Annotated in this window: 22 protein-coding genes; 3 read left to right on the forward strand and 19 right to left on the reverse strand. The window is 67.6% G+C overall.

Annotated features, from left to right (window positions below; genetic code table 11):
* Window positions 1–535, forward strand: a 535-nt coding sequence (locus M6444_RS03845) for a hypothetical protein (protein WP_298323349.1), incomplete at its 5' end; no start/stop codon positions are given.
* A gap of 186 nt (window positions 536–721) precedes the next feature.
* Here the strand turns inward: M6444_RS03845 and M6444_RS03850 are convergent.
* The 4 genes from M6444_RS03850 to M6444_RS03865 all read right to left on the reverse strand — a co-directional run bounded on the left by M6444_RS03850 (window position 722) and on the right by M6444_RS03865 (window position 6,166).
* On the reverse strand, window positions 722–2,614 hold the full coding sequence (locus M6444_RS03850) for a discoidin domain-containing protein (RefSeq protein ID WP_298323351.1): 1,893 nt from the start codon (window positions 2,612–2,614) through the stop codon (window positions 722–724).
* Between the two features lie 108 nt (window positions 2,615–2,722).
* Window positions 2,723–3,922, reverse strand: a complete 1,200-nt coding sequence (locus M6444_RS03855; protein ID WP_298323353.1) for a hypothetical protein — start codon at window positions 3,920–3,922, stop codon at window positions 2,723–2,725.
* A 13-nt stretch (window positions 3,923–3,935) separates the two neighbouring features.
* On the reverse strand, window positions 3,936–4,778 hold the full coding sequence (locus M6444_RS03860) for a hypothetical protein (RefSeq protein ID WP_298323355.1): 843 nt from the start codon (window positions 4,776–4,778) through the stop codon (window positions 3,936–3,938).
* Between the two features lie 11 nt (window positions 4,779–4,789).
* Window positions 4,790–6,166: a lytic murein transglycosylase gene (locus tag M6444_RS03865; RefSeq protein WP_298323357.1), complete on the reverse strand. Its 1,377-nt coding sequence runs from the start codon at window positions 6,164–6,166 to the stop codon at window positions 4,790–4,792.
* Window positions 6,167–6,356: 190 nt separating this feature from the next.
* Between M6444_RS03865 and M6444_RS03870 the strand changes: the two genes are divergently transcribed.
* Window positions 6,357–8,237 (forward strand): hypothetical protein, encoded by a 1,881-nt coding sequence (locus M6444_RS03870; protein ID WP_298323359.1) that lies wholly within the window; start codon window positions 6,357–6,359, stop codon window positions 8,235–8,237.
* A 22-nt stretch (window positions 8,238–8,259) separates the two neighbouring features.
* The gene (locus M6444_RS03875; protein WP_298323360.1) at window positions 8,260–8,568 is read left to right on the forward strand and encodes a hypothetical protein; all 309 of its coding nucleotides are present in this window, start codon (window positions 8,260–8,262) and stop codon (window positions 8,566–8,568) included.
* Between the two features lie 3 nt (window positions 8,569–8,571).
* On the opposite strand, the gene M6444_RS03880 is transcribed toward M6444_RS03875, so the two are convergent.
* The 15 genes from M6444_RS03880 to M6444_RS03950 all read right to left on the reverse strand — a co-directional run bounded on the left by M6444_RS03880 (window position 8,572) and on the right by M6444_RS03950 (window position 25,383).
* Window positions 8,572–8,934, reverse strand: a complete 363-nt coding sequence (locus M6444_RS03880) for a cupin domain-containing protein (RefSeq protein WP_363326229.1) — start codon at window positions 8,932–8,934, stop codon at window positions 8,572–8,574.
* Between the two features lie 5 nt (window positions 8,935–8,939).
* On the reverse strand, window positions 8,940–9,083 hold the full coding sequence (locus M6444_RS03885; protein WP_298323364.1) for a hypothetical protein: 144 nt from the start codon (window positions 9,081–9,083) through the stop codon (window positions 8,940–8,942).
* A gap of 110 nt (window positions 9,084–9,193) precedes the next feature.
* Window positions 9,194–10,762 (reverse strand): HD domain-containing phosphohydrolase, encoded by a 1,569-nt coding sequence (locus M6444_RS03890; RefSeq protein WP_298323365.1) that lies wholly within the window; start codon window positions 10,760–10,762, stop codon window positions 9,194–9,196.
* Window positions 10,763–10,772: 10 nt separating this feature from the next.
* Window positions 10,773–11,153 carry a hypothetical protein gene (locus tag M6444_RS03895; RefSeq protein WP_298323366.1) on the reverse strand — a complete coding sequence of 127 codons (381 nt, stop codon included), beginning with the start codon at window positions 11,151–11,153 and terminating at the stop codon, window positions 10,773–10,775.
* Window positions 11,154–11,195: 42 nt separating this feature from the next.
* The gene (locus tag M6444_RS03900; protein ID WP_298323367.1) at window positions 11,196–11,801 is read right to left on the reverse strand and encodes a hypothetical protein; all 606 of its coding nucleotides are present in this window, start codon (window positions 11,799–11,801) and stop codon (window positions 11,196–11,198) included.
* Between the two features lie 129 nt (window positions 11,802–11,930).
* Window positions 11,931–12,674 carry a hypothetical protein gene (locus M6444_RS03905; protein ID WP_298323369.1) on the reverse strand — a complete coding sequence of 248 codons (744 nt, stop codon included), beginning with the start codon at window positions 12,672–12,674 and terminating at the stop codon, window positions 11,931–11,933.
* Window positions 12,671–15,448 (reverse strand): FtsK/SpoIIIE domain-containing protein, encoded by a 2,778-nt coding sequence (locus tag M6444_RS03910; protein WP_298323370.1) that lies wholly within the window; start codon window positions 15,446–15,448, stop codon window positions 12,671–12,673. The genes M6444_RS03905 and M6444_RS03910 overlap by 4 nt, the downstream gene beginning before the upstream one ends.
* 87 nt (window positions 15,449–15,535) lie before the next feature.
* Complete coding sequence (locus tag M6444_RS03915; RefSeq protein ID WP_298323371.1) at window positions 15,536–16,024, reverse strand: hypothetical protein; 489 nt, start codon at window positions 16,022–16,024, stop codon at window positions 15,536–15,538.
* A gap of 318 nt (window positions 16,025–16,342) precedes the next feature.
* Complete coding sequence (trxA, locus tag M6444_RS03920; RefSeq protein WP_298323372.1) at window positions 16,343–16,666, reverse strand: thioredoxin; 324 nt, start codon at window positions 16,664–16,666, stop codon at window positions 16,343–16,345.
* Between the two features lie 28 nt (window positions 16,667–16,694).
* Window positions 16,695–17,663, reverse strand: coding sequence for a thioredoxin-disulfide reductase (gene trxB, locus M6444_RS03925; RefSeq protein ID WP_298323374.1), 969 nt, complete (start codon window positions 17,661–17,663; stop codon window positions 16,695–16,697).
* An 86-nt stretch (window positions 17,664–17,749) separates the two neighbouring features.
* The gene (locus M6444_RS03930; RefSeq protein WP_298323375.1) at window positions 17,750–18,550 is read right to left on the reverse strand and encodes a hypothetical protein; all 801 of its coding nucleotides are present in this window, start codon (window positions 18,548–18,550) and stop codon (window positions 17,750–17,752) included.
* Window positions 18,547–19,200, reverse strand: a complete 654-nt coding sequence (gene sigM, locus M6444_RS03935; protein WP_298323377.1) for an RNA polymerase sigma factor SigM — start codon at window positions 19,198–19,200, stop codon at window positions 18,547–18,549. The genes M6444_RS03930 and sigM overlap by 4 nt, the downstream gene beginning before the upstream one ends.
* A complete protein-coding gene (gene murJ, locus M6444_RS03940) occupies window positions 19,197–22,700 on the reverse strand; it encodes a murein biosynthesis integral membrane protein MurJ (RefSeq protein ID WP_298323378.1) in 3,504 nt (1,167 codons plus the stop codon). The genes sigM and murJ overlap by 4 nt, the downstream gene beginning before the upstream one ends.
* Window positions 22,697–24,850: a DUF6049 family protein gene (locus M6444_RS03945; RefSeq protein ID WP_298323379.1), complete on the reverse strand. Its 2,154-nt coding sequence runs from the start codon at window positions 24,848–24,850 to the stop codon at window positions 22,697–22,699. Before M6444_RS03945 ends, murJ begins: the two co-directional genes overlap by 4 nt.
* Window positions 24,847–25,383, reverse strand: a complete 537-nt coding sequence (locus M6444_RS03950; protein WP_363326228.1) for an NUDIX hydrolase — start codon at window positions 25,381–25,383, stop codon at window positions 24,847–24,849. The genes M6444_RS03945 and M6444_RS03950 overlap by 4 nt, the downstream gene beginning before the upstream one ends.
* Window positions 25,384–25,418 lie beyond the last annotated feature (35 nt).

Here is a 25,418-nt window from a genome sequence, read left to right on the forward strand (position 1 = left end):
TGAGCAAGACGATGAGGTCGATGTCGACGAGCACGACCCGGATTGGGGGACGGAGTCCGTCCGTAATGCTGACGTTCCACGAAGCCCATCGCCGTATCTCCGTGACCGGGTCTTTGCTTGGTCCGCCAGAAGCGTCCTCGCACATCGTGCCCGGTCGGTGAGCTGGGTTGTTGGCCCGATCTGCTATCTCGTGTGCGTTGCCGTGTTGGTCTTTCCCGACTTGATCCGGCCCGCAGCGGCCGAGTCTGATGCCTTCAGTTGGCTGTTGCAGTTGCCGCCGCTTACATTGCTTGTCGTCGCGGCGTATTCAGCATTCGTCAAGCCCTTGATCGTTGTCGTTCTCGAGGCGCTAGTCGTTCCGCATGGTTTGGCACTACTGGGATTTGCTGTGTGGCCCGTGGCGTACTGGGACATCGCGACTGGTGGGGAGCGGGTGACCTACGGAGCGTTCTTTGCGGTGTTCCTGCTCTACCTCGTTGCCCTGTCGATCATCTGCATCGTCAACGAGGCCGATATGGAAGCTAGCCCGGCCTGAGCTCGCCATCGAGTGACGTGCTTGGCACGGCGGATGCATTGCCTGGCACGCTGAATGGTCGTGATCCGGTCCGGAATGCCGGAATTGTGGAACCATTCAGCGTGCCAGGCAACTGACGGCCGTAACAGCGTGCTCCGAGCCAAGGCGCAAGGCCGCCCGACCACAGCCCGCCGGCCGGCCAAAGTACTACGAGTCGAGGTACACGCCCACCTCCCAGAGCGAGAACGCTTGCGGCGTCCAGGTGGACGACCCGGCCTTGACGCCGCTGGCGGCGGGCCGTTCGGTTGCTGAGATCCGTACGTGCTGGGCGGTCACCGGTTCGTCGAGAACGATCTGCTCGACGGGTTGAGGCTCTGGCTCCAGACGGACGGCGTCGGTGGCGTCGGCCACCGCACGCCAGTTCTCGCCGTCGTCGGAGACCTCGACCGTGTAGTCGGCGGCCCAGTACTCCCAGTTCAGCTCGATTCGGTCGAAGGGTTGCGACTGACCCAGGTCGACGGCGAACCACTCCGGATCATCGATGAAGATCGCCGAGGCCCACCGGGTGCTGTCGTCACCGTCGACGGCTCGACTGGCGAGGTAGTCGTCGGTTTGCCAGTCGACGTCCTCGGTGGCGAAAGCTTCCGACGAGGCGAAGGCGCGCTGGTCGATGGCCAGGTTCGGCGCGGGCGCCAGCTCGGCCTGGCTGCCGGCGACGGGGATCTCCAGCGCCACCGCCGAGTACGACGGCACGGTCCAGGTGAACTCACCGGACACGTCGTCCAACAGCTGCCGGCGCAAGCCGTAGTCACTGAGGTGGTTCGGCTCGACGGCACCGTCCAGAAGCCATGCCGCAGCATCGCCGCGCGGCCGGAAGCGCCCGAGGTCGAAGTCGACGGTCAGGTCGGCGTCGCGGCGCTTGTTCACCAGCAGGACGTACATCGTCCGGCGATCCTTCGACAGGCTGGCGTACGTGGACAGCTCGTCGGTGCTGGAGGAGGACTCGATCAGGTTCTCGCCGAAGTGGTTCGCCCACAGCGCCGCGGCCTCGCCGATCACGTAAGGCTTCATCTCCGGACTGAACAAGCCGTAGTCACCACGACCGGGCGGGTAGGGGTTCATCATCGCCCAGCTCGCCGCGGCGTCCACACCGGCGGTGGCCATGGTGCCGTACATGTCGGCCGCCCACAGCCCGGCGGGGAGCGCGTTCACCGTCCAGTCCTCGGGCCCGGACCACACTGGCGCCCACGACCCCAGGTGGTACTCGTAGGTTCCGCCAGGATGCCGCTCATCCACCCAGCCGCGCACGTCGGCGAATTGGGCAGCCATGTCGTCGGGGGTGTTCAGCAGGTCTGCGTAGAACGCTTCCTTGTCGTCCGGGCTGTACGGCGACGACGGATTGATGGCCTGCGATGGCGGCAGTGGCAGGAAATGAATGGACCACACGTCGGTGAGGTCACCGACGGCCTCGATGACCTGATGGCTCCAGTCAGGGTTGACCGCGGAGATGTTGGTGACGATCTTGATGCTGGGGTCGGCTTGCTTCATCACCGGAACGAACTCGCGCATCGTGGCGATGAAATCGTCGGCGCTCATGTGCAGGTACGGCTCGTCCACGACCTCCCAGTACCGCACGTCGGCGCCGAGTTTGCCGTTGACGTGGCGGATCCAGTCGGCCGCGAGGGTGGGCGACTCGTTCGGATTCACCGAGATCTTCGCGGTGGCGTCCAGCGAATCGACGATCTGCAGGAACTGCTCGGTGGTCATCTCGTTCTCGGAGTTCGGGTCGTTCCAGACCCAGTCCAGCCCGAAGGCGCCGCCGGGGAACACCAGGAACGACGACCCGGAGCGTTCGAGGTTGCGCTGCAGCCGCGGATCGATTCCGCCATCGGTGAAGGCGATCTCGTTCCAAGCGGGCACGTGTACCCCGCTGAGCCGTGAGTCGATCCGGTCGACGACCTGCCGCGGATTAACCTGGACCGTGGCCTGCTCGAGCTTCGCCGCCTCGGGAGGATCGTCCGCTGGAGCCGGCCCGGCCCCGGCGGATCCGGCCGCGAAGACCAGAGCCACGCCGAGCAGGGCGGGTGTGAGTCGTTTCATTTCCACCTCCGTGGAAAGTCAGTTCTCAAACTATGCTCACCCGGGACCGGGCAGCGATGAGCGGCGTTGATCTCAGCGCATGACGCCGTTCTTTTGGTCGACGGCAGGCTAGCGCCACTCAAGAATTACCTTGTCCCGAGAGCATGTGCCATATTCTTCGGGTTCTCCTGTATCGCTGCCCAGCGACACCTCGTAACCCTTGTATACGTTTTCTCTCTTCATCGGGTCACCTTGCCCGTGGCAGAAAAGGAGAGTCTCGAAATCTGGTGACACAATCACCCAGCTGGGAAGATTCTTATCTGCGGCCAACGGCACCAATGGTTCAAGATCCACGGATTTCTTGGTGGGGTCGATTGTCATCCGCAGTACTGCACCCGTTTCTTGCGCACCCTGGCCATGCTCAGCCGCCATATCACCGATGGCAGCCATGATGAATTCAGTCTTGCTGACCCTCTTGATCACATCGTATTCATTACCCCTGCCATCGGCGTTGAAAGTCGCCAAGGAGGGCAAGACGACGCCGCCAACTTCATCAGGTCGGTAACCGAACCTATAGTCCCCTGCTCCTGGTTCACCGTCCTCCCAGCTGCTGCTGACGATCCTCTCGCTGTCCTTGAACAGCATCGGCTCGCCCGCTGTGTCGAACGTCCATTGATTCTTGCCAGCGTAGTCCTTTTCGAAAGTTAACTCGCTGTCGGTCAGTTCACTCGGGTCGGTCTCGGATGTGATGTCGATTGATGCGAGGCGACTCGTCCCATCGCTGACTTTCTCGACCCACAAGGTGGAGGTATCAGGAGCAAACCTAGGGTTCTCCAAAGAGTAGCCGACTTCGGAGTACCCTCCTTCTTCCGGGCTTAGTGCGATGAAGTCGACATATTCATTGGTCGCTTCATCGAACTGATCGATCTGGATGTTTTCCTCGCCGTATGCGATGAACATCCAGTCGCCGGAGAACGATGATCGTGTGATCTTTTTGTGGCTCGTGTTATCGGGCAATGAAACCGTTGTGTCCTCGGTTTCGTGATCCCCTAGTGAATCTTCGTCCTCGATTTTCAATTTCTGGACATCCGAGTTTAGGTAGAGGGAAATGATTCCGTCGAAGCTCGCGGTTGGCTGATCCGGCGTGGGTTCATCCGTCGGGGTCTCCGTGTGAAAGTCAGTGCTACCGATTGTGCTGTCAGCGGTTGGGCCGTCCTCCGCGACTTGTTCGTCAGTCGATCCACAGGCTGCCAATGACGTTGCCAACGACAACACTGTGAAAGCCGATGCTTTGCGGATAAGTCGCTTGCCAAGAGTCAGGTTTTTCACGACGGTCATGGTGTCATCTATTGCCGGGGTCATGCGTTGAACTCCAGGAATTCGGTGAACCGGTGGGCAGTGGGCGGGTGGTGGGGTCGAAGACGGGGCGGCGCATCTCGACGATCGTCCACGGGTCCGACGCCGACGGGCGCTCCATGTGCACGTACCATGTCGCGTCCTCGAGCTGACCGTTCCAGCCGTCGCGGCCCAAGGGGGTGAAGCTGACGGCGATCTTGCGCATCGCCGTCGTCTCGGTGTCGCCGCGTTCCTGCGGAGACACGGCGTCATTGGAGATGACGTCCTGGATCACGTTGATCGAGGCATAGCCGTCGTGATCGGCCCAGTCGTTCCAGTCGTCTTCGACTTCGTCTTCGAGGTCCTTGAGGTCGTACTCGCGCGATTTCCAGGTGTCGGCCAGCCACGGCTCCACGCGCTGCATGGCGTCGGCCGGTGACTCGTCGGTGGTCGTGTCCATCGAGTAGGCCGCCGTCAAGGCCGCGAGTGCGATCTGCGACGGCGACTGGTGGTCGACGGTGGCCGGATCGGGCGCTTCCGTCGGCCCGGGGCGTTCCATACCAGGTGGCAGCGGAGGCGGGGAGGTTTCGTCGTCGGCGGTCGTCGACGGTTCGGGAGATGACGTGACGTCGGGAGCACTGTTGGCATCATCGCCGTCACCGCCGTCATCGTCAGCGCCATCCGCATCGTCACCGTCGGCCTGGCTCGAGGGCTGTGACGTGCCGGGCTCGTCCGAGTCGTCGCCACCGAACCCGAAGATGAGGACCAGCCCGACGACGGCGAGCGCCGCGGCTGCGAGCACCAGTTGCGCGACGGTGAACTTCTCACGCTGGGGCGCCTCGTCAGGCATCGCCGTTACTCCTAGTCGGCCGGCTCGGCGTTGATGCGGCCGTATCCTACGAGTCCGGAACTCGTGCCTGCCGAGAACGTTCCACTGGTCTGCTGAACGGTGTCGGACTCGTTACCGCCGATGGTGACGAGCATGTCCCGCGATGGGTCCACGGCCACCACGATGTTGACGTGACCCGTGTAGATCGCGACGTCGCCCGGGCGGGGATCCTTCTGGTCGGGGGTGAAGAACTCGCTGCCGTGCGAGCCGAGGCGGAACCACCGTTGCATCCCGATGACGGCGGGGATCTGCCAGTCGTGGCGCCAGAAGTACATCCGCGTCATCGGCGTCGGTTTGAACGGCACGCCGGCCTCGCGGAAGACCCAGCTGACGAAGTCCGCGCACCAGGCTTCGTCGCCGTCGTCGATGTACTCGTCGCAGACGAAACCACACCCGGGTTCTTCCCGGGCACCGCGCTCGAACTCCCGACGGGCCACCTCGACGACAGCGTTGAGATCGCCGTCCGGTACGTCACAGTCGTCCCCGGAGCCACCGTCCTCGCCGTCGTCACCGTCGGTACCGCCGACGCCCAGGCCATGCGGATCGCTCCACTCGCGGAGGTAATGGCCGACGTGATCGGTGCGGCCTCCGGACAACCCGGTGTAGCCGTTCTCGCTGGTGACACCACTTTTGGTCAGGTTGGAATCCAGCAAGGCGTGGATGTTGTGCAGATAGCGGCGGACCTCCCACACCCGGGTCCACTGCGGATCGTCGAGGCCGTCGTCAGCACTGGTGTACTTCGTGATGGTGCCAGGACCGGCGTTGTAGCTCGCCGCGGCGTAGAGCAACGTGCCTGGCAGCCACGGCTTGCCGATCGACCCGGTCGCCATGTCCGGGGACGTGGAGCCGTAGATCGGCGGGCCTTTGTGGGGCGAAGCCGAGAACAGGCTGGCCGCGGTGTGGACGGCGTCGGTGGGGTCGGAGATGTCAGCGGTGCCGTCACCGTCGCCGTCGATGCCGTAATCGCTCCACGTCCCAGGCATGAACTGCATCGGCCCGGTGGCACCGGCAGGTGAGCTGGCCCAGTTCGAGTCGAGGGGCCGCCACGTGTTGCCGTTCTCCGTCAGGTAGATCGCTGCGAGGAAGTTCGGGTTGACGTGGAACTTGTCGGCGGCTTCAGCGAAAATTTCTCGCCACTCGTCCGGGATGTTGCCGGAGACCTCCACGGGCACCTCACCGCACTGATCTCCGTCCAGGCCTCCCTCGAGCAGGAACTCGCATTCGACGAACGGTATGTCGTCCATGGCTTCGCACGCGGCCGCCGAGACGATGCCGAGCGCGGCGGCGAACAGCACCATCGGTGCCACCAGCATGAGGAGTCCGCCACCGATGGCGACCTTCTTCCACATGGCGGCTACCTCGCTCGGGTCGAGGGCGGACTTGTCCTCGTGTCTGCTGGTGTAAGTGCGCGCAACGTCCGGTCTGTGACGTCTGGGGGGTGATGAACTCCCGGCCGACCTGTCACAGCGCGCCCCCTTACGGGACTTTCAGACGGTGAGGCCGAAGTAGCCGAGGCCGAAGGAGCGGAGGAGGTGTGCCGTGGCCCGACACGAACCGGCGGAAGCGTCGACCGCAACCGAGCACGAACCTGACGAGGCCGGCGCGCACGACCGTCGATTCGACGCCGCGAAACCGGCCGCCCCCACGCACAACGGTTTCAGCGCAGCCGGGCTGGCTCGCAGCGCCATGGCCATCGCCCTGCTCGGCGCAGCGATCTGGGCCATCCTCGCCGTGCTCGATCAGCCGGCCGTGGGCTTGGTCCTCGCCCTGCCGGTGGTGGCCGCTGCGGTCGGCCTGTACGTGCTGTCGGTGCGGCGCCGGTTGCGCGACGCTGTGGTCCAGGCGCTGGCCGATGCGTTGGCCAGCCACCTTCAGGTTCCTGGTGCGGAGTACCTCGAGATCGACACCCGGCAGTGGCGCGGCGGCTGGGTCGGCGTGCCACATCTTCTCAATGTGAGGTATCCGGCTGCGGTGGACGACTCGTCCGCCGATTGGGCCGAGCAGGTGGCTACGGCGGTCCACGCTGAGTTGGGCGAGCAGTACGTCGTCGCCCGGCACAATGTCCGCGACCGTCGTTTGACGCTTCGCGACCCCACGCGCTCGCCGGGGCAGTTGAGCCCGGAATCGGGCCCGGTGTCTTCGCGCCGAGCCGCTGCCGCCCGCCGCCTGCCTGACCACGTCAGTCGGACGGCGCCCTCAGCTGACGACCTCGCGGGGCAGGTGATCCCGCTGGGCGTCGACTCGTCCGGGACTCGCGTCGCGTGGGATCCGCTTGCGCCGCAGGGGCATCTGCTCGCGCTGGGCCGGTCCGGGTCCGGCAAGCGGGTTCTGCTGACCGGGCTGATCCTCGAGGCCGCCGCGCGTGGCTGGCCGGTCTGGGTCATCGACCATCGTCGAGTCGACCTGCTCGGCGTGCGCGACTGGCCCAACGTGCAGATCGTCGCGTCCACATTGGACGACCAGATCGTCGTGCTCAATCAGGCGTGGCGCGAGATGGAGGGCCGAGTCGCGCTCGTCGAGTCCGGCGCCGACCGGTCCGAACTGGAGCCGATGATGGTCGTCATCCATCACTTCCGCGAGTTCGCGACGGCCGCTGCCGAGGCCGCCGCCCGTGCCGGACAGGCTTCCGCCGGTGCCCCCACCGCGGCCGACCGGGTCGCCGACCTGCTCCGGCACGGTCGGCGCGTCAACATGATCATCGTGCTCAGCGTCCAGCGCTCCGACGACCCTCTGCTGCGCGACGAGTACGCCGACGACCTCGGCGCGGTCGTGGCCCTGGGACGCATGGATGCGCACTCGACGCCCGCACTGCGATCCTCAGCCGATGACGACGAAGACGGCACCGAAGCGGTCCCCGGGCGGGCCAAGCTGCGCCTCGGCGACGCGCCTCCCGTGACGCTGCAGTGTTACTGGACGCCCGACCCCCGCGAGGCCCGTCGCTCCGGCGATGCCGACGACGCCACGCTCGTCGAGGCGTTCCGCCCACACGTCGTGACCCACCCGGTGTTGCACGTGCAGCGCCCGCGGGTGTGGAACGACACCCCGGCCGCTGCGTGGAAGTCGCTCATGGAGGCCGACCTCGCCGAAGGGTTCTCCCACGGGGCGAGCGGGCTGGTGGACTGGAGCCGGGCGCGCTCATCCGGGTCGGCAGGAGCGTCCGGGTCGGCAGGACCGTCCGGGACGCGCGGCAAGGACGTCGAAGGCTGGTCCGAGGTCGTGATGGTGTCGCAGCTCGAACCCGGCCATCTGGCCCGTCTCGACGACGAGACCGGCTGGGTCGTCGTCGAGCAGGTCGAGGCCGTCGAGAACGACGGCACCAAGGTCTCGATCGGATGGCGCGGAACGGACGGAGCCGGATCGCTCGTCGTTTCACGGACCCGGACGGTACGCATCCGGCACATGAACGACGGGGTCTACTGACGATGGGCAGGTGAAGTGAACCGTGGCCGACTCGATGTCCGACAACGACGCGTTCATCATGTTGCTGGCCGTGCCACTCGCGCTGCCGATCCTCGCCCCACTGGGTTTCGGAGCGTGGGACGAAGGCCGGGAGTGGATGATCGAACGAGGCTTCATCGCCTCGGCCGACGACGCCACCTGGTCGGTTCCCGGGTGGGACGGCGCCGGGATCGGCAGCGCTCACGTGGTGCTGCTCGTCTGCCTCGTGGTGTTGATCCTGGTCATCGGGTCGGTGATCAGTCGCCACCAGCGCGAGCGGCAGATCAACACCGAAGGCTGGGGTAGCGACTGAACATCACTGCGGCTCACGGCGGGCGTACTCCGCCCCACCGGCCCAATCAAGCAGAACACAGGGTTCGGCACCGACCACCCAGCCGTCGTGGCCCGGCGACACCACGAAGATGTCGCCAGGACCGGCCACCGCCTCGCGCCCGTCGTCCATCCGAATGGCCAACCTGCCGGACAGGACGTATCCGGTATGGGCCACCTCGCATGACGCGGTCCCGGCCAACGGACGTACATGCTCCGACCAGCGCCATCCGGGTTCGAAGACCACCCGGCCCACGCTCACCCCGGCGACGTTCACGACGGCGACGGAACCGTGGTCGAACCGTCTGACATCGTCCGGCTGGTCGTGTGACTTCGCCGCCAGCGTCATGGTCATCACAGTCCTCCGGTGACCGGGTCGTGGAGTCCGGGGCCCAGCTCGTCGATGACGGCGTTGGACTTGGCCGAGATGCTCTCCAGTTCCGCAGCGGACATCCCGCCCACGCCGGGTAACTCTCGTTCGATCACGAACTTCGGCATGGTGCCTCCTCGATTCGGGCGGTCTTGCGACCGCGATCTGCGCGTTGCCCCGACCATGCCCAGTCGCGATGTTCGCCGTCATGAGGCATTCACCTCAGATTTCGAGTCCGTCACTCGATGGGTGTGAGCGTGGTCAGCAGACCGTGCTCCATCGCGAACAACGTCGCCGCCGACCGAGTGGTGACGCCCGCCTTGACGTAGATCCGTTCGACGTGGTTGCCGACGGTTTTCGGGGCGATCCCGAGAGCTCGAGCGATGTGGCGGTTGGAGGCGCCCCGAGCCAGAAGCATCAGCACCTCCAACTCACGTGCGGTGAGTCCGGCGGGGCCGGCCACTCGCCGTCGCCGGGGGCGGCCCGCGGCGGTGAGCACTGCGTCGACGGCCACCGGGTCGAGCCGGCCCGCTCTGGCGTCCTCTTGCAGAACCCGCTCGGCCTGTTGCGGCTGCAGCGCCTGGCGATGTGGACGCGCCTCCAACTTGGTGTGGTAGCGCTCCGCCGCGCCGAGAATCCGCGCGCCGAACGGGATGCTGGATCCCGCGAGACCACGGTGGTAGCCCGACCCGTCCAACCTCTCGTGCGCCAGCCCAGCGATCTGGCCGATCTCGGCGAGCGCCTCGGGTCGGGCCAGCATGCGCTCGGTGTAGTACGAGTGCAGCCGAACGCGCTCGGCTTCGCCTGAGGTCAACGGGCCGGGCTTGTCCCAGATCGAGTTCGGCACGCCGGTACGTCCGAGGTCGTGCACCAGTCCAGCCCGGCGCACGAGCCGCTGCTCGTCTTCGGTCATCCCGACGCGATGGGCCGCGGCAGCTGCCAGGTCGGCGACGCCGCGCGAATGGCCACCGAAGTACGGCGACTTGATGTCCACCCAGTCGGCGACGGTCTCGAGTGCGGCATCGAGCTCGTCCTCGGCCAGCGGTGGGCGCAGCGCCGGCTCGCTGGCGATCATGTCGTCCCAGCCGGTGTCGTCAGTCAATCCATCGAAGAGATCGTGGGCGTGCGTGACGAAGGCATCGACGACGTCGGCGTCGAACTGCGTTCCGCTCCGCTCTCGCGTCACCGCGATCGCTGCCGCGACGCCACTACGACGAAAATGCACCTCGGCGACGTCACATACGTGCCACAGCCGGACCGGGAACGCGATGTCGGTACCGCCGAAACCCTTCGGCAGGCCCTTGCCGTCCCAGCGGGTGAAGATGTGCTGAAGGGGCTGCCACACACTGGGCCCCAGCCCGAGCCGCCGGGCCACGTTGGTGGTGACCTGGCAGTGCGCGCGCAGCGCGTCCTGAACCCCGCGTGCACCCGTGGCGAGCACGGCACCGCGCTTGGCGAGGCGCCGCGGCACCGCCTCTCCGGACCCCGCACGGTGCAGGAGATATCCCAGGAACGGCAGCGGCTTCAGGTCGACGTCGTACACGCCGGCCCGATAGTCGATGTCGTCACCGAACCACGCTGCGGCCTCGTAGGAGTCTGCGATACATCCGACCCAGCCCAGCAGTGTGATGTAGAACAACGACGAGCGTTCGGCTTGGTCCAGATTCAGCCGGTCCCCGAGCCGGCCTGCGACGACACACGACCGGGCGACGTGTCCCATGGGTTGTCCGAGGCCGAGGTCGACGGCCAACGACAGGGTTCCTACCAGCTCGCACAGCCGGACCCCGCTCGGCACGGACTGAGCCATGCCGGTGATCCTATCGCCGCCGGCTCAGCTCCAGTTCGAGTTGTCGCAGTACACGACGCTTTTCGTGTAGTTCGGCCGTGACGCGCTTCAGGGCTCGGAGCAAGATGTCGCGGATCTGCTGCCAGTGCTCACGTAACGACTTGTCCGCAGCGGTGAAAGCCGTCGTGACCGCGTCGGTGATCCGCCGAGCGATGGCGGCATCGTCGGCCGAGGGCACGCATTGCTCGGTGGCGGCGACGATCCGTTTGCGGGTGGCCGCGAGGTGCTCGGCGCTGCGCTCGGTCGCCTGGCCGGCCTGAGAGACGCTCCGTTCGAGTGACTGGCAAGCCCGCTCGAGTTCGCGTACTTCGGTCTGGACCAGCTGGAGCCGGCGGTGCGGAGCCACGGACACCGTCGCTCACCTCCCTTCAATGGCGCGAGCTGCGAGGTGGCATTACCGCCGTGCGGCGTGGACGACCTCGCGGCCCCGGTCGCCGACGGTCTTGGCCGCGGTGGGGATCACCTGGCCCAGCTGTTTGCGGGCCTGTCCCAGCCCGGAGCTGACCTGGGTGGCGCTCTTGCCGACCTGCTGGCCGCCGGCCTGGAGCTGCTCGGTGTTGCTGCCGATGTGGTCGGCGCCGTCGATCAGACCGTCGACGGCCTGTTGCAGCTTGACCGCGGTCTCGCGCAGGCTGTCGGTGAACGTGGTGACCTGCGCGGCAATCGGCCGGATGCGTGGCTCGAACGTCGCGGCCAGGTCGGCGTCTCCACGTTGCAGGTTGCTGCAGGCCGTGTTCAGGACTTTCGCCGCCTCCTCGGCCGTGGATGCGGAGCGAAGCAGGTCGTCGAACGTGGCCCGCACCTCGGTGGCCTTCGCCTTCAGTCGAGCCGCGGCGGCCTTGGCCTCCTCGGCCGGCGCCTGTAGCCCGTTGAGCGCCTCGACCGCCGCGTCGGCCTTGCGTTGCAACTCCGCGAGACCGCGGGACGTCTCGTCACCGCCACGGACGAGGTCGTTCGAGACGCCGATGAGGATCTCACCGGACTCCTTGATGCTCGGCATTCGTCGCCCGTCCTTCCCAGGTCGATTCACTCCGTCCATGGCTGCATGGACGCCATTCCTCGGTGGTGCTTCTCGGTGATGTAGGTGCCCGGTCCGGTGTTTCTGTGACGCCGTCAGCGCAGGTCGTTCTCACAGCGCACCGGTGGCGACGGCGATGCCGATGAATCCGGCGGCCGCCACACCGGCCAACGCCGCGGCGAACCGGGACACCGCCGTGGCTTGTGGTTCACGGACCAAACTCGGCCCGGCACACAGCGCGGGCAGGCGGACGAGCACTCCGGTGGCCAGTCCGGCGGCGGTGACCACGACGACGCCGGCGAGCAACAGCGACAACGTCCACACCGGCGGAGCGGAGCCACCGACGATCACCATGGCGACGGCGCCGAGGACGCCGGCCGCACCCGCAGCGCCGAACACCACACGCTGCGCCTTCTGGTCGTGAGACTGCAGCCAGGTGTCGAACTCTGCCTCGGCGGCACGGAGTTCGTCGCGACGGCGAGCCAACGAGGTGAGCGCGATGCCGAGGTCGCCGCTGCTGGCCCGCCGGCGGATAGGCCGGCCGGTGGGGCCGTTGGAGTCGGCTCCGGTGACGCCGTGGGCCTCGCGAACCGTGGCGGTGTGCTCCAGACCCGCCTGCGCTTCGGCCCGGGCCCGCTCGACGCCTCGCAGCCGGGCGGCCGCGGCCTGGTCGACCTGGTCTGACTCGTCGGCGATGGTCGCTTCCTCGTGCCGCAGCATCAGCTCGGTGCTGTGGACCGACGAGGTGAACCGCGACAGGGTGGCACAGTACTCCTGCATCGCGGCAGCCCGCGGCGCGCGGTACCGGTCGGCGTCGGCACGGCTGGCCGATTCGACCCCGGCGTCGGCGGTCATCGCGCCGGCTCCGAGTCGACCGGCGTGCGCGGCAGCGGGATGTCGGCACCGATCGTCAACGGATCCACGAGGACCGGTTCGCCGTCACCGGCCAGATCGTGGAACCACATCCGGCCCCGAGTGGCCGGGAACGGCGGGCGCTGGCCCAGGAACGTCGCGGTGTCGATCAGATCCGAGCCGGCATCGGCCCGCAACTGCAGCCGTTCACCGTGCGGGCCCAGGGCGCGCTGCCGTTCGGGCGTGTCCAGCCAGATCAGCGGGAACACCGACTGGGACGGCGCGGTGCCGCACAACCAGCTCAACGGATGCACGTCGTCGTCGCCCGTGGAGTAATAGGGGACCTCGGTCGTGGCGTACTGCATCCCGAGGACCGCGACGAACGTCGGGCCGTCCGCGCGGGTGGCGACGTCGGGCAACGTGTCGAGGTCGGCTTCGGTCACCGTGCGTATCCGGCTCCCGAGCTGCGTGACCAAACGGTCCAGGACCCGACGGGCCGGTATGCCGTCAGGAAGCAGATCGACCACGACGAACCCGGCATCGCGGCAGCCTGGCTGGATGGCGAGGCCGGCCATGATGGCGCTGATCGCTGCGATGGCATGGCGCTCGTCGCGGCACGACATCAATAGCCCGCGCCCGTCGCCGGCGAGCGCCGGCACGCCGATCAACGGCGGATTCACCCCCACCGGTGCGCCCAGGTGGATGGTGGGCGTGGCGGTGGCAGTCAGGACGTCGGTGACGTCGCAGATGTCGACTGCGCCGGCGCCGCGGCTGACACGGATGCGCGAGTCCGGGCCGTACAACTCGAGAACGTCGGTGCGAATCCGCCGGCGCTCGTCCGGCCCCAGCATCCCCGCCTGGAAAAGTTGGTCGGCGTCTTTGTCGCCGCGGGCCTGGTTGAGGACGCCGGAACCGCGACGCCCGGTGTCGAGCCGCTCCCGCACGGTGCGGTCGAACAGGTTGGACAGTTCGTCGGGTTTGCAGCGTAGCCCGACGCGCAGCTCGAGTTGGTCGAAGACCGACGCCTTCTGCAGTCCGCGGCCGGTGCCGACCGAGTTGAGGCTCTGGGTGGCCAGCAGCAGGTGGATGCCCTGGCTGCGGCCTTGTTTGGCCAGGACGTCCAGGAGGTCCCAGGCGGCGTCTTCTGTGGGGCCGGTGAGCATGAGCTGGAATTCGTCGACGACGAACAGGATCCGCGGCAGTGTCTGGCCGGTGACATCGCGGTACTCGGCGATGTTCTTGATCTCCTGCCCATAGGTCAGCGACGCTTCCTTGAACAGCTGTTTGCGCTCGGCATCGACACCACTGAGATCCTTGAGCACACCGAGGGCGAACGTCGCGTCCGCTTCGATGCCGACCACCCGGACGTGCGGCATGGCCGGTCGGTCCGGCCGGGTCGCGTACTCGGCGAACTCGACCCCTGCTTTCATGTCCAGCAGGTACATCTCCAGCTCGTCGGGCGAGTAGCGGTGCGCCAACGCATGGATCAAGCCGTGCAGGAGCGTCGTCTTCCCCGACCCGGACGGCCCGACGATGATCCCGCCGATGGCCACGCTCTCGTCGTCGCCCACCCCGAGTTCCATCGTCGTGCCGTCGGCGCGCACACCGACTGGTGCCGAGATGGAGGTGAGGGTGCGTCCGGTCCCGGGTTCTTCGGTGGCGAGGATGTCGGCCAGGTGGACGGGGCGATTGGAGCCGCGCTGGGCCGCGGGAGCCACCGTGGTCGCCAGGAATCGATGCTGGGCTGAACCGGGTGGGTTCGGGCACCGGAGCCGGGCGTTGTGATGCAGGGTGGGCGGCGAGGACTCCCACGTCGCACCACCCTCGTGGTCGACGTGGATGTGTTCGGCGACGTCGGTGAGATCGGTGAGGTCGACGCCGGGCGGGAGATCGCGGCCGGTGTCGATGACGGCGACGACGCCGACGCCGCACCGGTTGCCGGTGCGGGCCAGTGCCCACAGTTGGGCTGCGTCGTCGGCGTGCATCCCGGTGTCGACACCGGCGGCGAAGACCAGCGTGCACGCGATGCCCTGAGCGGTGCCGGTTTGCCAACGCTTCACCAGGGAGTCGTCGTCGCCGAGCAGAACACGGCTGTTCAGCCGGTGCACATGGTCGCGCACCGCGGACAGCTCGGCCGAGATCTCTTCGTGGGTCGCCCGGACGCCACCGCTGACCAACGGCTCGGGCACGCGGCTGAGAATGCCGAGGTTCTGGCCCAGACCGCCGGCGTCGAGCAGGTGCACCCGAAGCGAACCGGGCAGCGCCGATGCCAAGGCCCGGGTCACGAACGCCTGCGCGAGGTTGTGCGCTGGGGCCCGGCCGCCGGTGGCGTGAGTGATGACGACGTTGGCGCCGAGCGTGGGCAGCACGAACGGCAGCTCGACGATGCTGTGCGGCGCCGCCAGGCCCAGTGTCGCCGCCTGGACCACACGTGGGGTCTCGACGGGTTCGTCGTACGGCTCGTCCCACACAGGAGCGTCCCAGGGGGCGTGCGAGTAGCGCGGACTGCGGCCGAGTAGGTCGGAGATGTCGAGGCGTACGCGATCGGTCGCGGCATCCAGCAGGGCGTTGGCGTGTGTCCGGCGACGTTCGGAGTCGCGCGTCAGCGCTTGCCGGTCCGCGTCGTGGCGCCGGTTTTCACCGTCGGCGGCGGCTTCGGCGAGATCGTAGAGGGCTCGCGCGGCATCCTCGGCCGCGCGCACCGCGTGGGCCAGTCGGGCGGGCGGGCCGGCGTCGCCTGCGCTGAGTTGCCCGATCCGTGGGGCGGAAACGCGCATGTGTGCTCTTCCTCCCGTCACAGCGGTACGTGTCGACTACGAAGGTGCGTCGAAGCGACGTTCTGTGACGCAGGTGAGCACACGGGTTCAGCGGGGCCCGTCGTCCCCGTCCGGCGGGACCCGAACGAAGCGTTCGAGTTGCTGGGCCTGAATCTCCCACTCGGGGTACTTGAACAAGATCGAGCTGGTGGTGGCGCCGGCCGCGAGCGCCACGGCGACGACCCACCATCCAGACGAGAACCAGCCGAGCAGCGCCACGACGCCGGCCGTGGTCAGCGCACCCTGCCCGGCGATCGTCGCCAGGCCGGCGACGTAGTCGTTGTCGCGGCGGCGGGCGATGAAGTCGATGGCACCGCAACCGAGGCCGACCGCGGCGACGGGTGCGAATCCGTCGTGCAATTCGGCTACCCCGAGAAGGTCGAGGACAGTGCCGGTCGCGGCCAACGCGATCGCCACGATCGAGGCCATCATCGTGGTGATGCCCAGCAACAGCAGCATCGTGTGCCGGACGGCCATGGAGGTGTAAGCCTCGATGGCCGCGCTCTCTGCGTTCGAGAAATCGTCTCTGTATTCCATGCATACCTCTTCGCGATGGCGATCACGCGTTTCAGCGAGCCGATGCCAACGTAGGTGTCCGTGCAAGGACTTCCGTGACGAGATGATCCGGTACAACGAGTTCATCGGCAAACGGAGTGGCTTGTTTGAGCGGATATGCCATTGAATGACTGATCGGCGTGATGAGCAAGAGGTCTGGACGATGTAGTTACGACGAAAGCTGGTCGCTTTGTCTAGATGACCCCGATTTGACCGCGACTGCACAGGCCCTCGACGCGCGACGCCCGCCGAAGGCTGGAGCCCTCGGCGGGCGTGCGAGAGATTGAACGTCCGTCGAAATCAGTTCACGTAGTCACCGAGCTCGTTGAGCAGAGCCGCCTTGGGCTTGGCTCCGATGATCTCCTTGACGACCTCACCGCGGTCGAAGACCTTCAAAGCGGGAATGGACGTGATGCCGTATTTGGCCGCGAGCTCGGGGTTCTCGTCCGTGTTGAGCTTGACGATGTCGAGTTTGTCCTGGTTGCTTGCGATTTCTTCGAGTACCGGGGCAATCATTCGGCAGGGTGTGCACCATTCGGCCCAGAAGTCGACAAGTACCGGTTTGTCGCTTTTCAGGACTTTCTCGTCGAAGTCGGCATCGGTGACGTGCTGGATGTTTCCCATATTCACTCCTTGTATGTGGCTCGAGGTGTCACGAGACGACGAGTTCGGCCTTGACGTTCTGCGCGACCTCGATGTCGGCGAGGTACCGCTCGGCATCGAGTGCCGCCTGGCAACCGGTGCCCGCAGCGGTGATCGCCTGCCGGTAGGTGTGGTCGACGAGATCTCCTGCCGCGAAGACCCCGGGGAGATTGGTTCGCGTGGACGGTGCGTCGACGAGCACGTACCCCTCGTCGTCGAGCTTGACCTGGTCCTTGAACAGCTCGGACCGGGGATCGTGGCCAATGGCGACGAACAGTCCCGTGACGTCGAGCGTGCGCTCTTCGCCGGTGACCGTGTCGCGCAGCACCAAGCCGTTCACCCTGTCGTCACCGATGATGTCGGTGACGACGGTGTTCCAGATGAACTCGATCTTCTCGTTCGCGAAGGCCCGTTCCTGCATGACCTTGGAGGCACGCAACTCGTCGCGACGGTGAATGACGTAGACCTTCCGCGCGAACCGAGTGAGGAACGTGGCCTCCTCCATGGCCGAGTCACCGCCGCCGACGACGGCGATGTCCTGGTCGCGGAAGAAGAAGCCGTCACAGGTGGCACACCAGGACACGCCGTGGCCGGAAAGCCGCTTCTCGTTCTCGAGTCCGATCTCGCGATAGCCGGAGCCGGTTGCGAGAATAACGGCGCGGGCATGGTGAACGTCACCGTTGCTGTCGGTGACGGACTTCACGTCGCCGGTGAGGTCGACCTCGGTGGCGTCGCGGGTGAGAATCTCGGCGCCGAACCGTTCGGCCTGTGCGCGCATCTCTTCCATCAGCGCCGGGCCCATGATGCCGTCCCGGAAGCCGGGGTAGTTCTCGACGTCCGTGGTGTTCATGAGTGCACCGCCCCACGTGACCTCGCCTTCGAGGACCAGTGGATCGAGCCGTGCTCGTGCCGCGTAGATGGCGGCGGTATACCCGGCCGGGCCGGAACCGATGATGATGAGATTCCTCGTGTCCGTCACGCTGGCGCCTTCCGTTACTCGCCTGTCACCTGCCACAACCGATCCTAGGCCGCCGACATTCCCCGAGCGCGGCGTGCTCGATCTCACTACGGCCGGGGAAGCGTGACCGGCACGGAAAGCTCCTCAGTCGTGGTCGAACCACACGTCGGGACCAAGTGACCGTGCAGTTGACCAGCTGCTTCGTCCTCCAACACGACGAGCACACCCGGTCCGGAATCGGTCGACCCGACCAGGCTCAGCCCGAGTTCGGCAGCGAGCGCCGCGCCACACTCGGGCGCGAGCTCGGCGTCGTTCTCCCACACGTCATTGACCGCGCTGCGGAGATCAGCGGGCGCGGGAGCCGCTGCGCCGGACCCCGCTGAATCGGGCTCCGCCGAATCGTCGTCCAGCACTTCTGATTCGTCCTGGGCCTGGTTGTGCTGTTTCGGCCCGGACTCGAGCTCGCTGGATTCGCCCGCCTGGCCCGAGCTCCCCGCGGACGTCATGTCGCCGCCGCCGTCGTCCGACGTCACGGCCACGTATCCGGCCAAACCGACGACGGCCACGCTCGCAGCCAAGGCCAGCGCGCGAGGGGCGCGTCGTCGGAACCACGCGACGGTGCCGGGGTCGGCGTCTCCGCCCGGGACCGACGCGCCGGAGGATTCGCCGCGACCGGCTGCCTCGGCCGAGATGGCGGCGGACAGCCGAGCCGACACGTGCTCCGGGACCGGCTGCTCTGCCGGAAGGTCGCGCAGTGCGACGCGCACGGCGTTCAGCTGCTCCATCACGTCCTGGCAGTCCGAGCAACGCTCCACGTGGGCGGCGACGGCCGTGGTGTCGTCAGTCAGGCTGCCTTCGACGTACTCGGCGAGCACCTCGGAGGACGGATGCGGTCCAGTCGTACTCATCGGTGCTCACCTCCTTGCCCATGCGTGGTCGAGGATGGGACGTCGGCCCCGGAAGGTTGGTTCCCCTCGGGAGCGGACCATCCGGGCGAAAGCAACGGCAACAGTTTGGCTCGGGCCCGTGCGCAGCGGCTCTTGATGGTGCCGACCGGCAGTCCGAGCAGTTCTGCGGCTTCGGCGACCGGGTAGCCCTCGACATCGACCAGCACGAGCGGGACTCGTTGGTCGTCGGGCAGTGTGGCCAGCGCTTGCTCCAAATCGAGTCGCAACGCGGTCTGCTCGGCAGGATCGGCCCGCGGTGCCGTCGTCGGCATCGCGCCGGGGACTTCGGTGCCGTCGAAGGCCACGGGGTCGGCCGGGCGAGCGGCGTTGTGCCGCACCCGGTCGAGGCAGGCGTTGACGACGATGCGGTGCAGCCACGTGGTGACCGCGGATTCCGAGCGGAACGAGCCCGCGCGGCGGAAGGCGTTGATCATGGCGTCCTGGAGTGCATCGGCGGCCTCATGGGGGTCGCCCAACGTGCGCAGGGCCACGGCCCACAATCGATCCTGATGTCGTCCGACCAACTCGCCGAAGGCTGCGGAATCGCCGTCGACGTGCCTGCGAAGCAGCTCTGCGTCACTGGCCGCTGGCGCGGACGAGGGTCCTGTCACCCCAGCACCTCCGCATTCGTGATGCCGCCACGATAGTTGTCGCCGTCCAGTGGCAACGCAGTGAACCACACGAGCACGTAGCGCGTCGTGACGGCCTCGTCCAGACCGTGCACGACATTTTGATCGGCTCCCTCGATCTCGTCGATGACGGTCCAGTCGTCGAGATCGTCAGGGGCGTCGTCGGCGTCTTCGGCGGCCACGCGAAGCTCGAGCGACGACCCCTCGTTGAGCAGATCGAGGCGGATCTCTCGTACGTCGACGGCTTCACCGAGGTCGAGGTAGAGCCCGACGCCGGCCTTCTGCGCCTCCATCGGGTCGTAGTAATTGACGGTGGTCCAAGCGGTCTCATCGTCACCGTCGAGAACGTTGCCGACGTCGCTGGGGTTCTCTTCGCCGTTGCCGTCGGGATCGAAGTCCTTCGCCTCGGCCACCTCGAGCGGTGTGGGATCGGCCGCGGGTGTCTCCTCGCCGGACGTGGTGTCGCCGGCCGAGGGCGTGTCAGCCGCCCCAGGATCGTCGTTGGTCGCATCGTCGATGGCGCCGAGCAAGAGCTGAAGACCCACGAGAGTCGAGCCCACGAGCAACAGCGTCGCGGCCATGACGCCGAGTACCCGGGACGCCCGTCCGGACTTGCGCCGTTCGCGGCGCGGTTCGACCCGCCCGACGGTGCCGGCCGCGCCGGGCTCGTCGAGAACAGCGGGTCGGTCGTCGGCGTACACGTTCGGCTCGGCCACCATCGGCCGCCAGCCCCGCGAGCCGGAACTCAACTCCGCTGCGACCGCCAACGGCGTCACCAACGGCGGGGCGTGATGGCGCCGGGCGTGCCCGATGGCCCGGTCGGTCACGGCGTCGAGCATCGTCGGAACTCCAGGCCGAACCTGGCGGGCCGAGCAGAGACGACCGTCGATATGCGGGGCCGGCGCCAAGCCGCCGCATGGGCCCGCCGGCCAGCGAGCCGTCAGCCCGGCGTAGAGCACACTGCCGATGCCGATCGCGTCGAGCTCCGCGGGATCGGGATGCGCCGGGTCGCTGGGCGGGTTCGGTACCGGGCTCGGTCCGCGCAGCGCATGTTCAGTCTCGAGGCCGGCGATCTTGATCGATCCGTCGGCTGTCACGAAGACCAGGGTGGGGTCGATGCGGCGGTGCGACATGCCCTGGGAATGGGCCGTGGCCAGCGCTTCGGCGACCTCGCGCCCGATGGCCGCGGCCTGGTCCGGCGCGAAGGCGCCGGCGCCGAGCAGCATGGCGAGGCTCTGCCCAGGGGTCCATTCGCGCACCACGTAGGCGACGTCGTCCGTCCCGACATCGAGCACGCGGAGAAAACGCGGGTCGGAGACGGTGGACGACACGCGCGCCGCGGTGACGAATCCCAGCGCACGCGGGTCGTTCGCGTCGACGGACTGGATGAACACGGCGCGGCGCAGGACGTCATCCACCGCCTGCCAGGAGTGCACGCCGTCGGAATCGTCGAGAAGTCGTTCGAACCGGTAGCGTCCGGCCAGCGTGCGGCGTTGACCAGGCTGGACGGTGCCGCCCGGTGGGGGCAGCGAGCCAGCATCGCCGGACCGGTTCGGCTGGGTGTCGGCCGGTGGCACGGCCGGCACGATCGGGCTCGGCGGAGCCGGGGGGTGGGTGCTCGCGGTGCGGATGCCCCCGGCCGCGGTGTCGAAGAAGCTGGGGACGCCGGGCAGGGTCTCGTCGAGGAAGAACTCCGAGGTCATGCCGGGGTCGACCGGTCGGCGGAAGATGCTCAGCGTGCCGGTTTCAGCTGGCAGCTGGTATTCCGCGGTGTCCTCGAGCAGGTCGCCGATGTCGACCTGCGCCGGGGCCACGGGCGGGGCTCCGCGCAGCTTCGCCATGATCATCGCGATGGCGCGCCGCACTTCGTCGACGCGGAAGGCGTAGGCGAGGCCGATGAACACGGTGACGCCGACGAGGCCGCCGATGACCAGTTCGATCAGGCGGACGATCAGCGTCGGCGCGCTGCTGAGCACGCCGAGACCGGTCCAGCCGCGCCACACCAGCCACGCGATCCCGGCGGCGATCAGCGAGTGCATCGTCAGCCGGACCGTGTGCTGGACGATCCGGCTGCCGCCCAGGGTCCCGATCCGTCGTTGCAAACGCAGGACGCCGATGGTCGATCCGACGATGTACGCGAGGCTGTAACCGCCGGCCAGGGCCATGGTGACGTACTGGGCGGCCGGCGCGACCACCGCGATGCCCACCGCCGCGGCGATCATCACCGCCGACACCCAGATCTGGGTGAAGAACGGGGTCTTGGTGTCCTGCAGCGCGTAGAACCCGCGCAACGCGAGATAGTGGACGGTGAAGCCGACGAGTCCCGGCATGAGCAGGATCAGAGTGAGCGCGAGCCGGCCGGTCTGCCCCTGCGCGGAGCCGTGGTCGAAGATCATCGCCGTGAGCGGGAAGGCCAAGGCGGCCATCAGCGCACCCAGCGGGATGATGATGGCCAGGCACATCCGGATCGCGGAGACGAGCTTGGTGCGGACGTCGTCGAGGTGGCCCTCCGAGGCGAGGTCCGACAACCGGGGGAGCAGTGCCGTGGCCAGCGACACCGTGATGACCGAATGCGGCACCATCATGATCAGCATGGCGTTGGCGTACACGGAGTAGCCGGCCCCGGCGTCGCCGGCCGCTGCACTGCTCGCACCCGAGGCGACGTTGACGACCACCAAGTACGCCAACTGGTTGGCCACGACGAAACCGAACGTCCACAGGCCCAGCCGGATCGGCTCGCCCAGCCCCTGGCCACGCCAGTCGGTCCGGAACCGTAACGAGAAGCCGGTCTTGCGCAGGACCGGCAGGAGGACCAGCGCCTGCGCCACGACCCCGAACGTGGAGCCCAGCCCGAGCAACAGGGTCTGATTCGTCGTGAACGGCTCGAAGCCCTGCTTCCCGTAGACGACCAGGAACGCGGCGAACACCGCGATGGCGACGACGTTGTTGAGGATCGGGGACCACATCATCGGTCCGAACCGACCCTTGGCGTTGAGCATCTGCCCGATCAGCACGTACAGGCCGTAGAAGAAGATCTGCGGCAGGCAGAAGCGCGCGAAGGCGACCATGTTGTCGAAGTACGGGCGCATCTCGGGTTCGAGATAGCGGTCGTCGACGATCACCTGCATGATCCACGGCGCCGCCAGGACGGCCGCGATCGTCGCCAGCCCGAGGACCGTCACCGCCAGGCTGAACAGCCGTTGAGAGAACGCCTGGCCGCCGTCCGCGTCGTTCTTGATCGCCCGAACCAGGACCGGGACGAGCACCGAGTTGAGAACGCCACCGCCGACCAGGATGTAGATCATGTTCGGGATGACGTTGGGCACGTTGAACACGTCCGCCGTGGTGGCGGTCAGGCCGATGGCGGCCGCGATGACCGCAGCCCGGGCGAAGCCGGTCAGCCGCGAGACCACGGTTCCGGCGGCCATGACGGCGCTCGAACCGAGCAGTCCCGGCGAGCGGGGCTCTTGGGTCGACGTCACCTGCTCGCCTCCTGAACCGGATCGGCGGCAGGGGTGTCTGCGTCGTGCTCGGCATCGGGTTCGTCCGGCGTTCGGCGGCTGCGCACGGCACGGCGGACGAGCGTCACGGCGAACAGCGCCCCGGCCCCGGCGACGATGACCCATCCGATGGTGCCGTAGTCGGTGGCGTTCACCACGGTCGGGCGCATCGGCCCGATGGCGACACCATCGCTGGTGGTCAGCTGGACATTGATCGGGACCTTGCCGTTGGCGGCGGCCTGAGCGGTCACCTGGACGAGTTCGCGGGCGCCAGGCTCTATCTGCTGAACCTCGACATCGTCGATCTGCAAGCGGTCGACGTTGGCCGAGTCGATGTCGAGGCCGACGGAGATCGCCTGCGGAAGGTCGTTGGTGACCGTCAACGGGAAAGTCCCGTTGCGGCTCGAGAGCGTGACGGACTCCGGCACGGTGACGCTCACGTCGTCGAGATGACGAGAGAGGTCGTCGTCGATGGTCTGCGCGTAGGCTTCGCCGGCGGCTGGGTCGTCGCGCCACCCGCTCGAGGTGGCGCGCACCGGCGCCAAGGGCAGGCCGTCGGGTGCGTCGTCCGGATCGGCGAGCAGGCTGGCGTACTGGCCGGCCCGCTCGTGAACGTCGGCTGCGGCGTCGACGTTGGTCGCGGGAAGCAGATTTGCGCTGTCGTCAGGTTGCGGCTCGACCGGCTGGGGCTCTCGGGCGTTCGCACCGGCGACAGCGTCGTCGAGCGACATCGGCTCCACCCACGGAATCGACGTCCAGGCGCGGACGACGGCCCGTGCGGTGGTGGCCTCCGGCCGCCAGCGCAGGGGAGGCGCAGCCACGACCGGGGCGGGACTGGCGTCGTCGTCGGTGGACATGGCGATGAACGCGGTCTCGGCGAACCACCGCTGCCGTACGTCGAGAGCGCCGGCCTGAGTGTCAGTGGCGGCCACGGCGTCGCTGATCGCGTCATCGAGCCCGACGTCGGTGACCACGGCGTCGAGGGCCGCCTCACCGAGGCTGAACGTGGCCGCGGTGGGTCCGGGCCGTGGAGACACGGCGTCCCCCGGCACGATGACGGTGTTCACCCCGGCGACGGCCAGCGCCCCGAGGGCCCGCCCGGTGACCGAGCTCCGGTCGAGCCACCCCACCGGCGCTTTCGTGGTGGCCAATGAACCGGGACGCAGCCCCTGGGCGGTCGATACGGCGATCGAGCGGCGCATGACCGTACCGGCCAGATCGGCGTTGGTGGCGGCTAGGGCTTCGATGTCGGGAACCGCATACGGCAGGTTCACCACCTGGTGGCCGGAGGCCGCCTGGCGCAGCGCCGACAGCCAGTCGCGCGCGGTGTCGCTGTCGGCTTGGGACCCTTCGATCGGGCCGGATGCCGACATGACCTGGTAACCCTGGGCCATCACCTCGGCGGTGTCGAGCAGGTCGGGGTCGATCGCCCAGGTCACCGGGGCGTCGGCGGCCGCCTTCACCAGTTCGGTCAGCGGCTCGCCGGCGCCGATCTGGGCCGCGAGAGAGTTATCGAGCAGGGTGGCGTCGGGCAGCATCGCCGGTCGGGCGGCCAGCGGCCACAGCATGCTCACCGGCACGCGCGGCAGTGTGTCGTCGTCAGGTAGCCAGGGCACGACGGTGCGTGCCGTGTCCAACCGCAGCCGGTCTTCGCTGTCCTGCGGTGAGCCCATGACGTCGACGCCGACGACATACACGCCGGTGTCGCCGAAGTCGAGAAGCTCAGTCGGGATGGTGAGGGAGAACGGCTGCGACTCACCTGGTTCGAGGGTGTCGTCGATGGGGTCGTAGACGTCGCTGTACCGTGCGCCCCAGTTGAGAGTGTCGTCGGTGCCGACACGGCTGATGTCGGCGCGCGCTTGGACGGGTACCCGGCTGAACCGGGGCAACACCTGTGCGTTCTGGATGGCTTCGTCGCCGGCGTTCTGCACCGTCCCGCTGAGCACCAGAGTCTCATCGGTGCTCGTCAAGGCGCTTGGCGCGACGGTGTGCAGTGCGGCGACGACCATCGGGCCGGGCGGTCCGGTAGCCGGATCTGCGGCACCGGCCGAGCCGGCCGCCGCGGGAAGGACCGTGGCACTGAGGAGTCCGGTGGCCAACACCGCCCGCCGGACGCGACCGAGCCACGTCATGGACAGTCCCTGCTCGAGTACGTGGACAGCAGGTCGGGGAGCCTACGGGCCAGCCGGCGCTCGGACGCGTAACGCATCCGCCCGGCCAACTCGCCCAGCGGCACCCAGGCCACTTCACTCACCTCCACGTCGTCGGTGCTCAGGCTCCCACCCGTGGCTTCGAGGAGAAAGTGATGCACCGTCTTGTGGATCCTCCGGTCGTCCGCCACGAACCAGTAGTCGATGTCGCCCACCGCGGTGATGACCCGCGATGTCAGACCAGTCTCCTCCGAGACCTCCCGAACCGCAGCCTGCTCTGCAGTTTCACCGTCCTCCACGTGTCCTTTCGGCAGCACCCACTCCAGCCGACCGCGTCGATCGATCCGCCCGATGAGCACGACGCACGACGCGCACTCGACCCGGTCGACCACGAGACCTCCGGCGGAGGTCTCGGTGACCGTCCGAAGCCTCGGGCGGTTCCCGCGGCGACGCCTCTGGCCGCGGCGTCGCCGGTGGTGCGAGCCGTCGGCTGGAGGAGACGGCTCGCCGGGCATACGTCCAGACTAACCGTATTGCTCCTGCTCGATCC

Source organism: Haloactinopolyspora sp., assembly GCF_027324685.1.
In the GTDB taxonomy this organism is placed as follows: Bacteria; Actinomycetota; Actinomycetes; order Jiangellales; family Jiangellaceae; genus Haloactinopolyspora.

What these genes read in the sequence shown, in the direction of transcription:
- M6444_RS03900 (WP_298323367.1), bottom strand. Translation starts at nt 11,801, where the DNA reads ATGCCGAGCATCAAGGAGTCCGGTGAGATCCTCATCGGCGTCTCGAAC.
- trxA (WP_298323372.1), bottom strand. Translation starts at nt 16,666, where the DNA reads ATGGGAAACATCCAGCACGTCACCGATGCCGACTTCGACGAGAAAGTC.
- M6444_RS03945 (WP_298323379.1), bottom strand. Translation starts at nt 24,850, where the DNA reads ATGACGTGGCTCGGTCGCGTCCGGCGGGCGGTGTTGGCCACCGGACTC.
- M6444_RS03915 (WP_298323371.1), bottom strand. Translation starts at nt 16,024, where the DNA reads ATGGAATACAGAGACGATTTCTCGAACGCAGAGAGCGCGGCCATCGAG.
- M6444_RS03860 (WP_298323355.1), bottom strand. Translation starts at nt 4,778, where the DNA reads ATGCCTGACGAGGCGCCCCAGCGTGAGAAGTTCACCGTCGCGCAACTG.
- M6444_RS03910 (WP_298323370.1), bottom strand. Translation starts at nt 15,448, where the DNA reads ATGCGCGTTTCCGCCCCACGGATCGGGCAACTCAGCGCAGGCGACGCC.
- M6444_RS03880 (WP_363326229.1), bottom strand. Translation starts at nt 8,934, where the DNA reads ATGACGCTGGCGGCGAAGTCACACGACCAGCCGGACGATGTCAGACGG.
- M6444_RS03890 (WP_298323365.1), bottom strand. Translation starts at nt 10,762, where the DNA reads ATGGCTCAGTCCGTGCCGAGCGGGGTCCGGCTGTGCGAGCTGGTAGGA.
- M6444_RS03930 (WP_298323375.1), bottom strand. Translation starts at nt 18,550, where the DNA reads ATGAGTACGACTGGACCGCATCCGTCCTCCGAGGTGCTCGCCGAGTAC.
- M6444_RS03885 (WP_298323364.1), bottom strand. Translation starts at nt 9,083, where the DNA reads ATGCCGAAGTTCGTGATCGAACGAGAGTTACCCGGCGTGGGCGGGATG.
- M6444_RS03865 (WP_298323357.1), bottom strand. Translation starts at nt 6,166, where the DNA reads ATGTGGAAGAAGGTCGCCATCGGTGGCGGACTCCTCATGCTGGTGGCA.
- M6444_RS03905 (WP_298323369.1), bottom strand. Translation starts at nt 12,674, where the DNA reads ATGACCGCCGACGCCGGGGTCGAATCGGCCAGCCGTGCCGACGCCGAC.
- M6444_RS03850 (WP_298323351.1), bottom strand. Translation starts at nt 2,614, where the DNA reads ATGAAACGACTCACACCCGCCCTGCTCGGCGTGGCTCTGGTCTTCGCG.
- M6444_RS03950 (WP_363326228.1), bottom strand. Translation starts at nt 25,383, where the DNA reads ATGCCCGGCGAGCCGTCTCCTCCAGCCGACGGCTCGCACCACCGGCGA.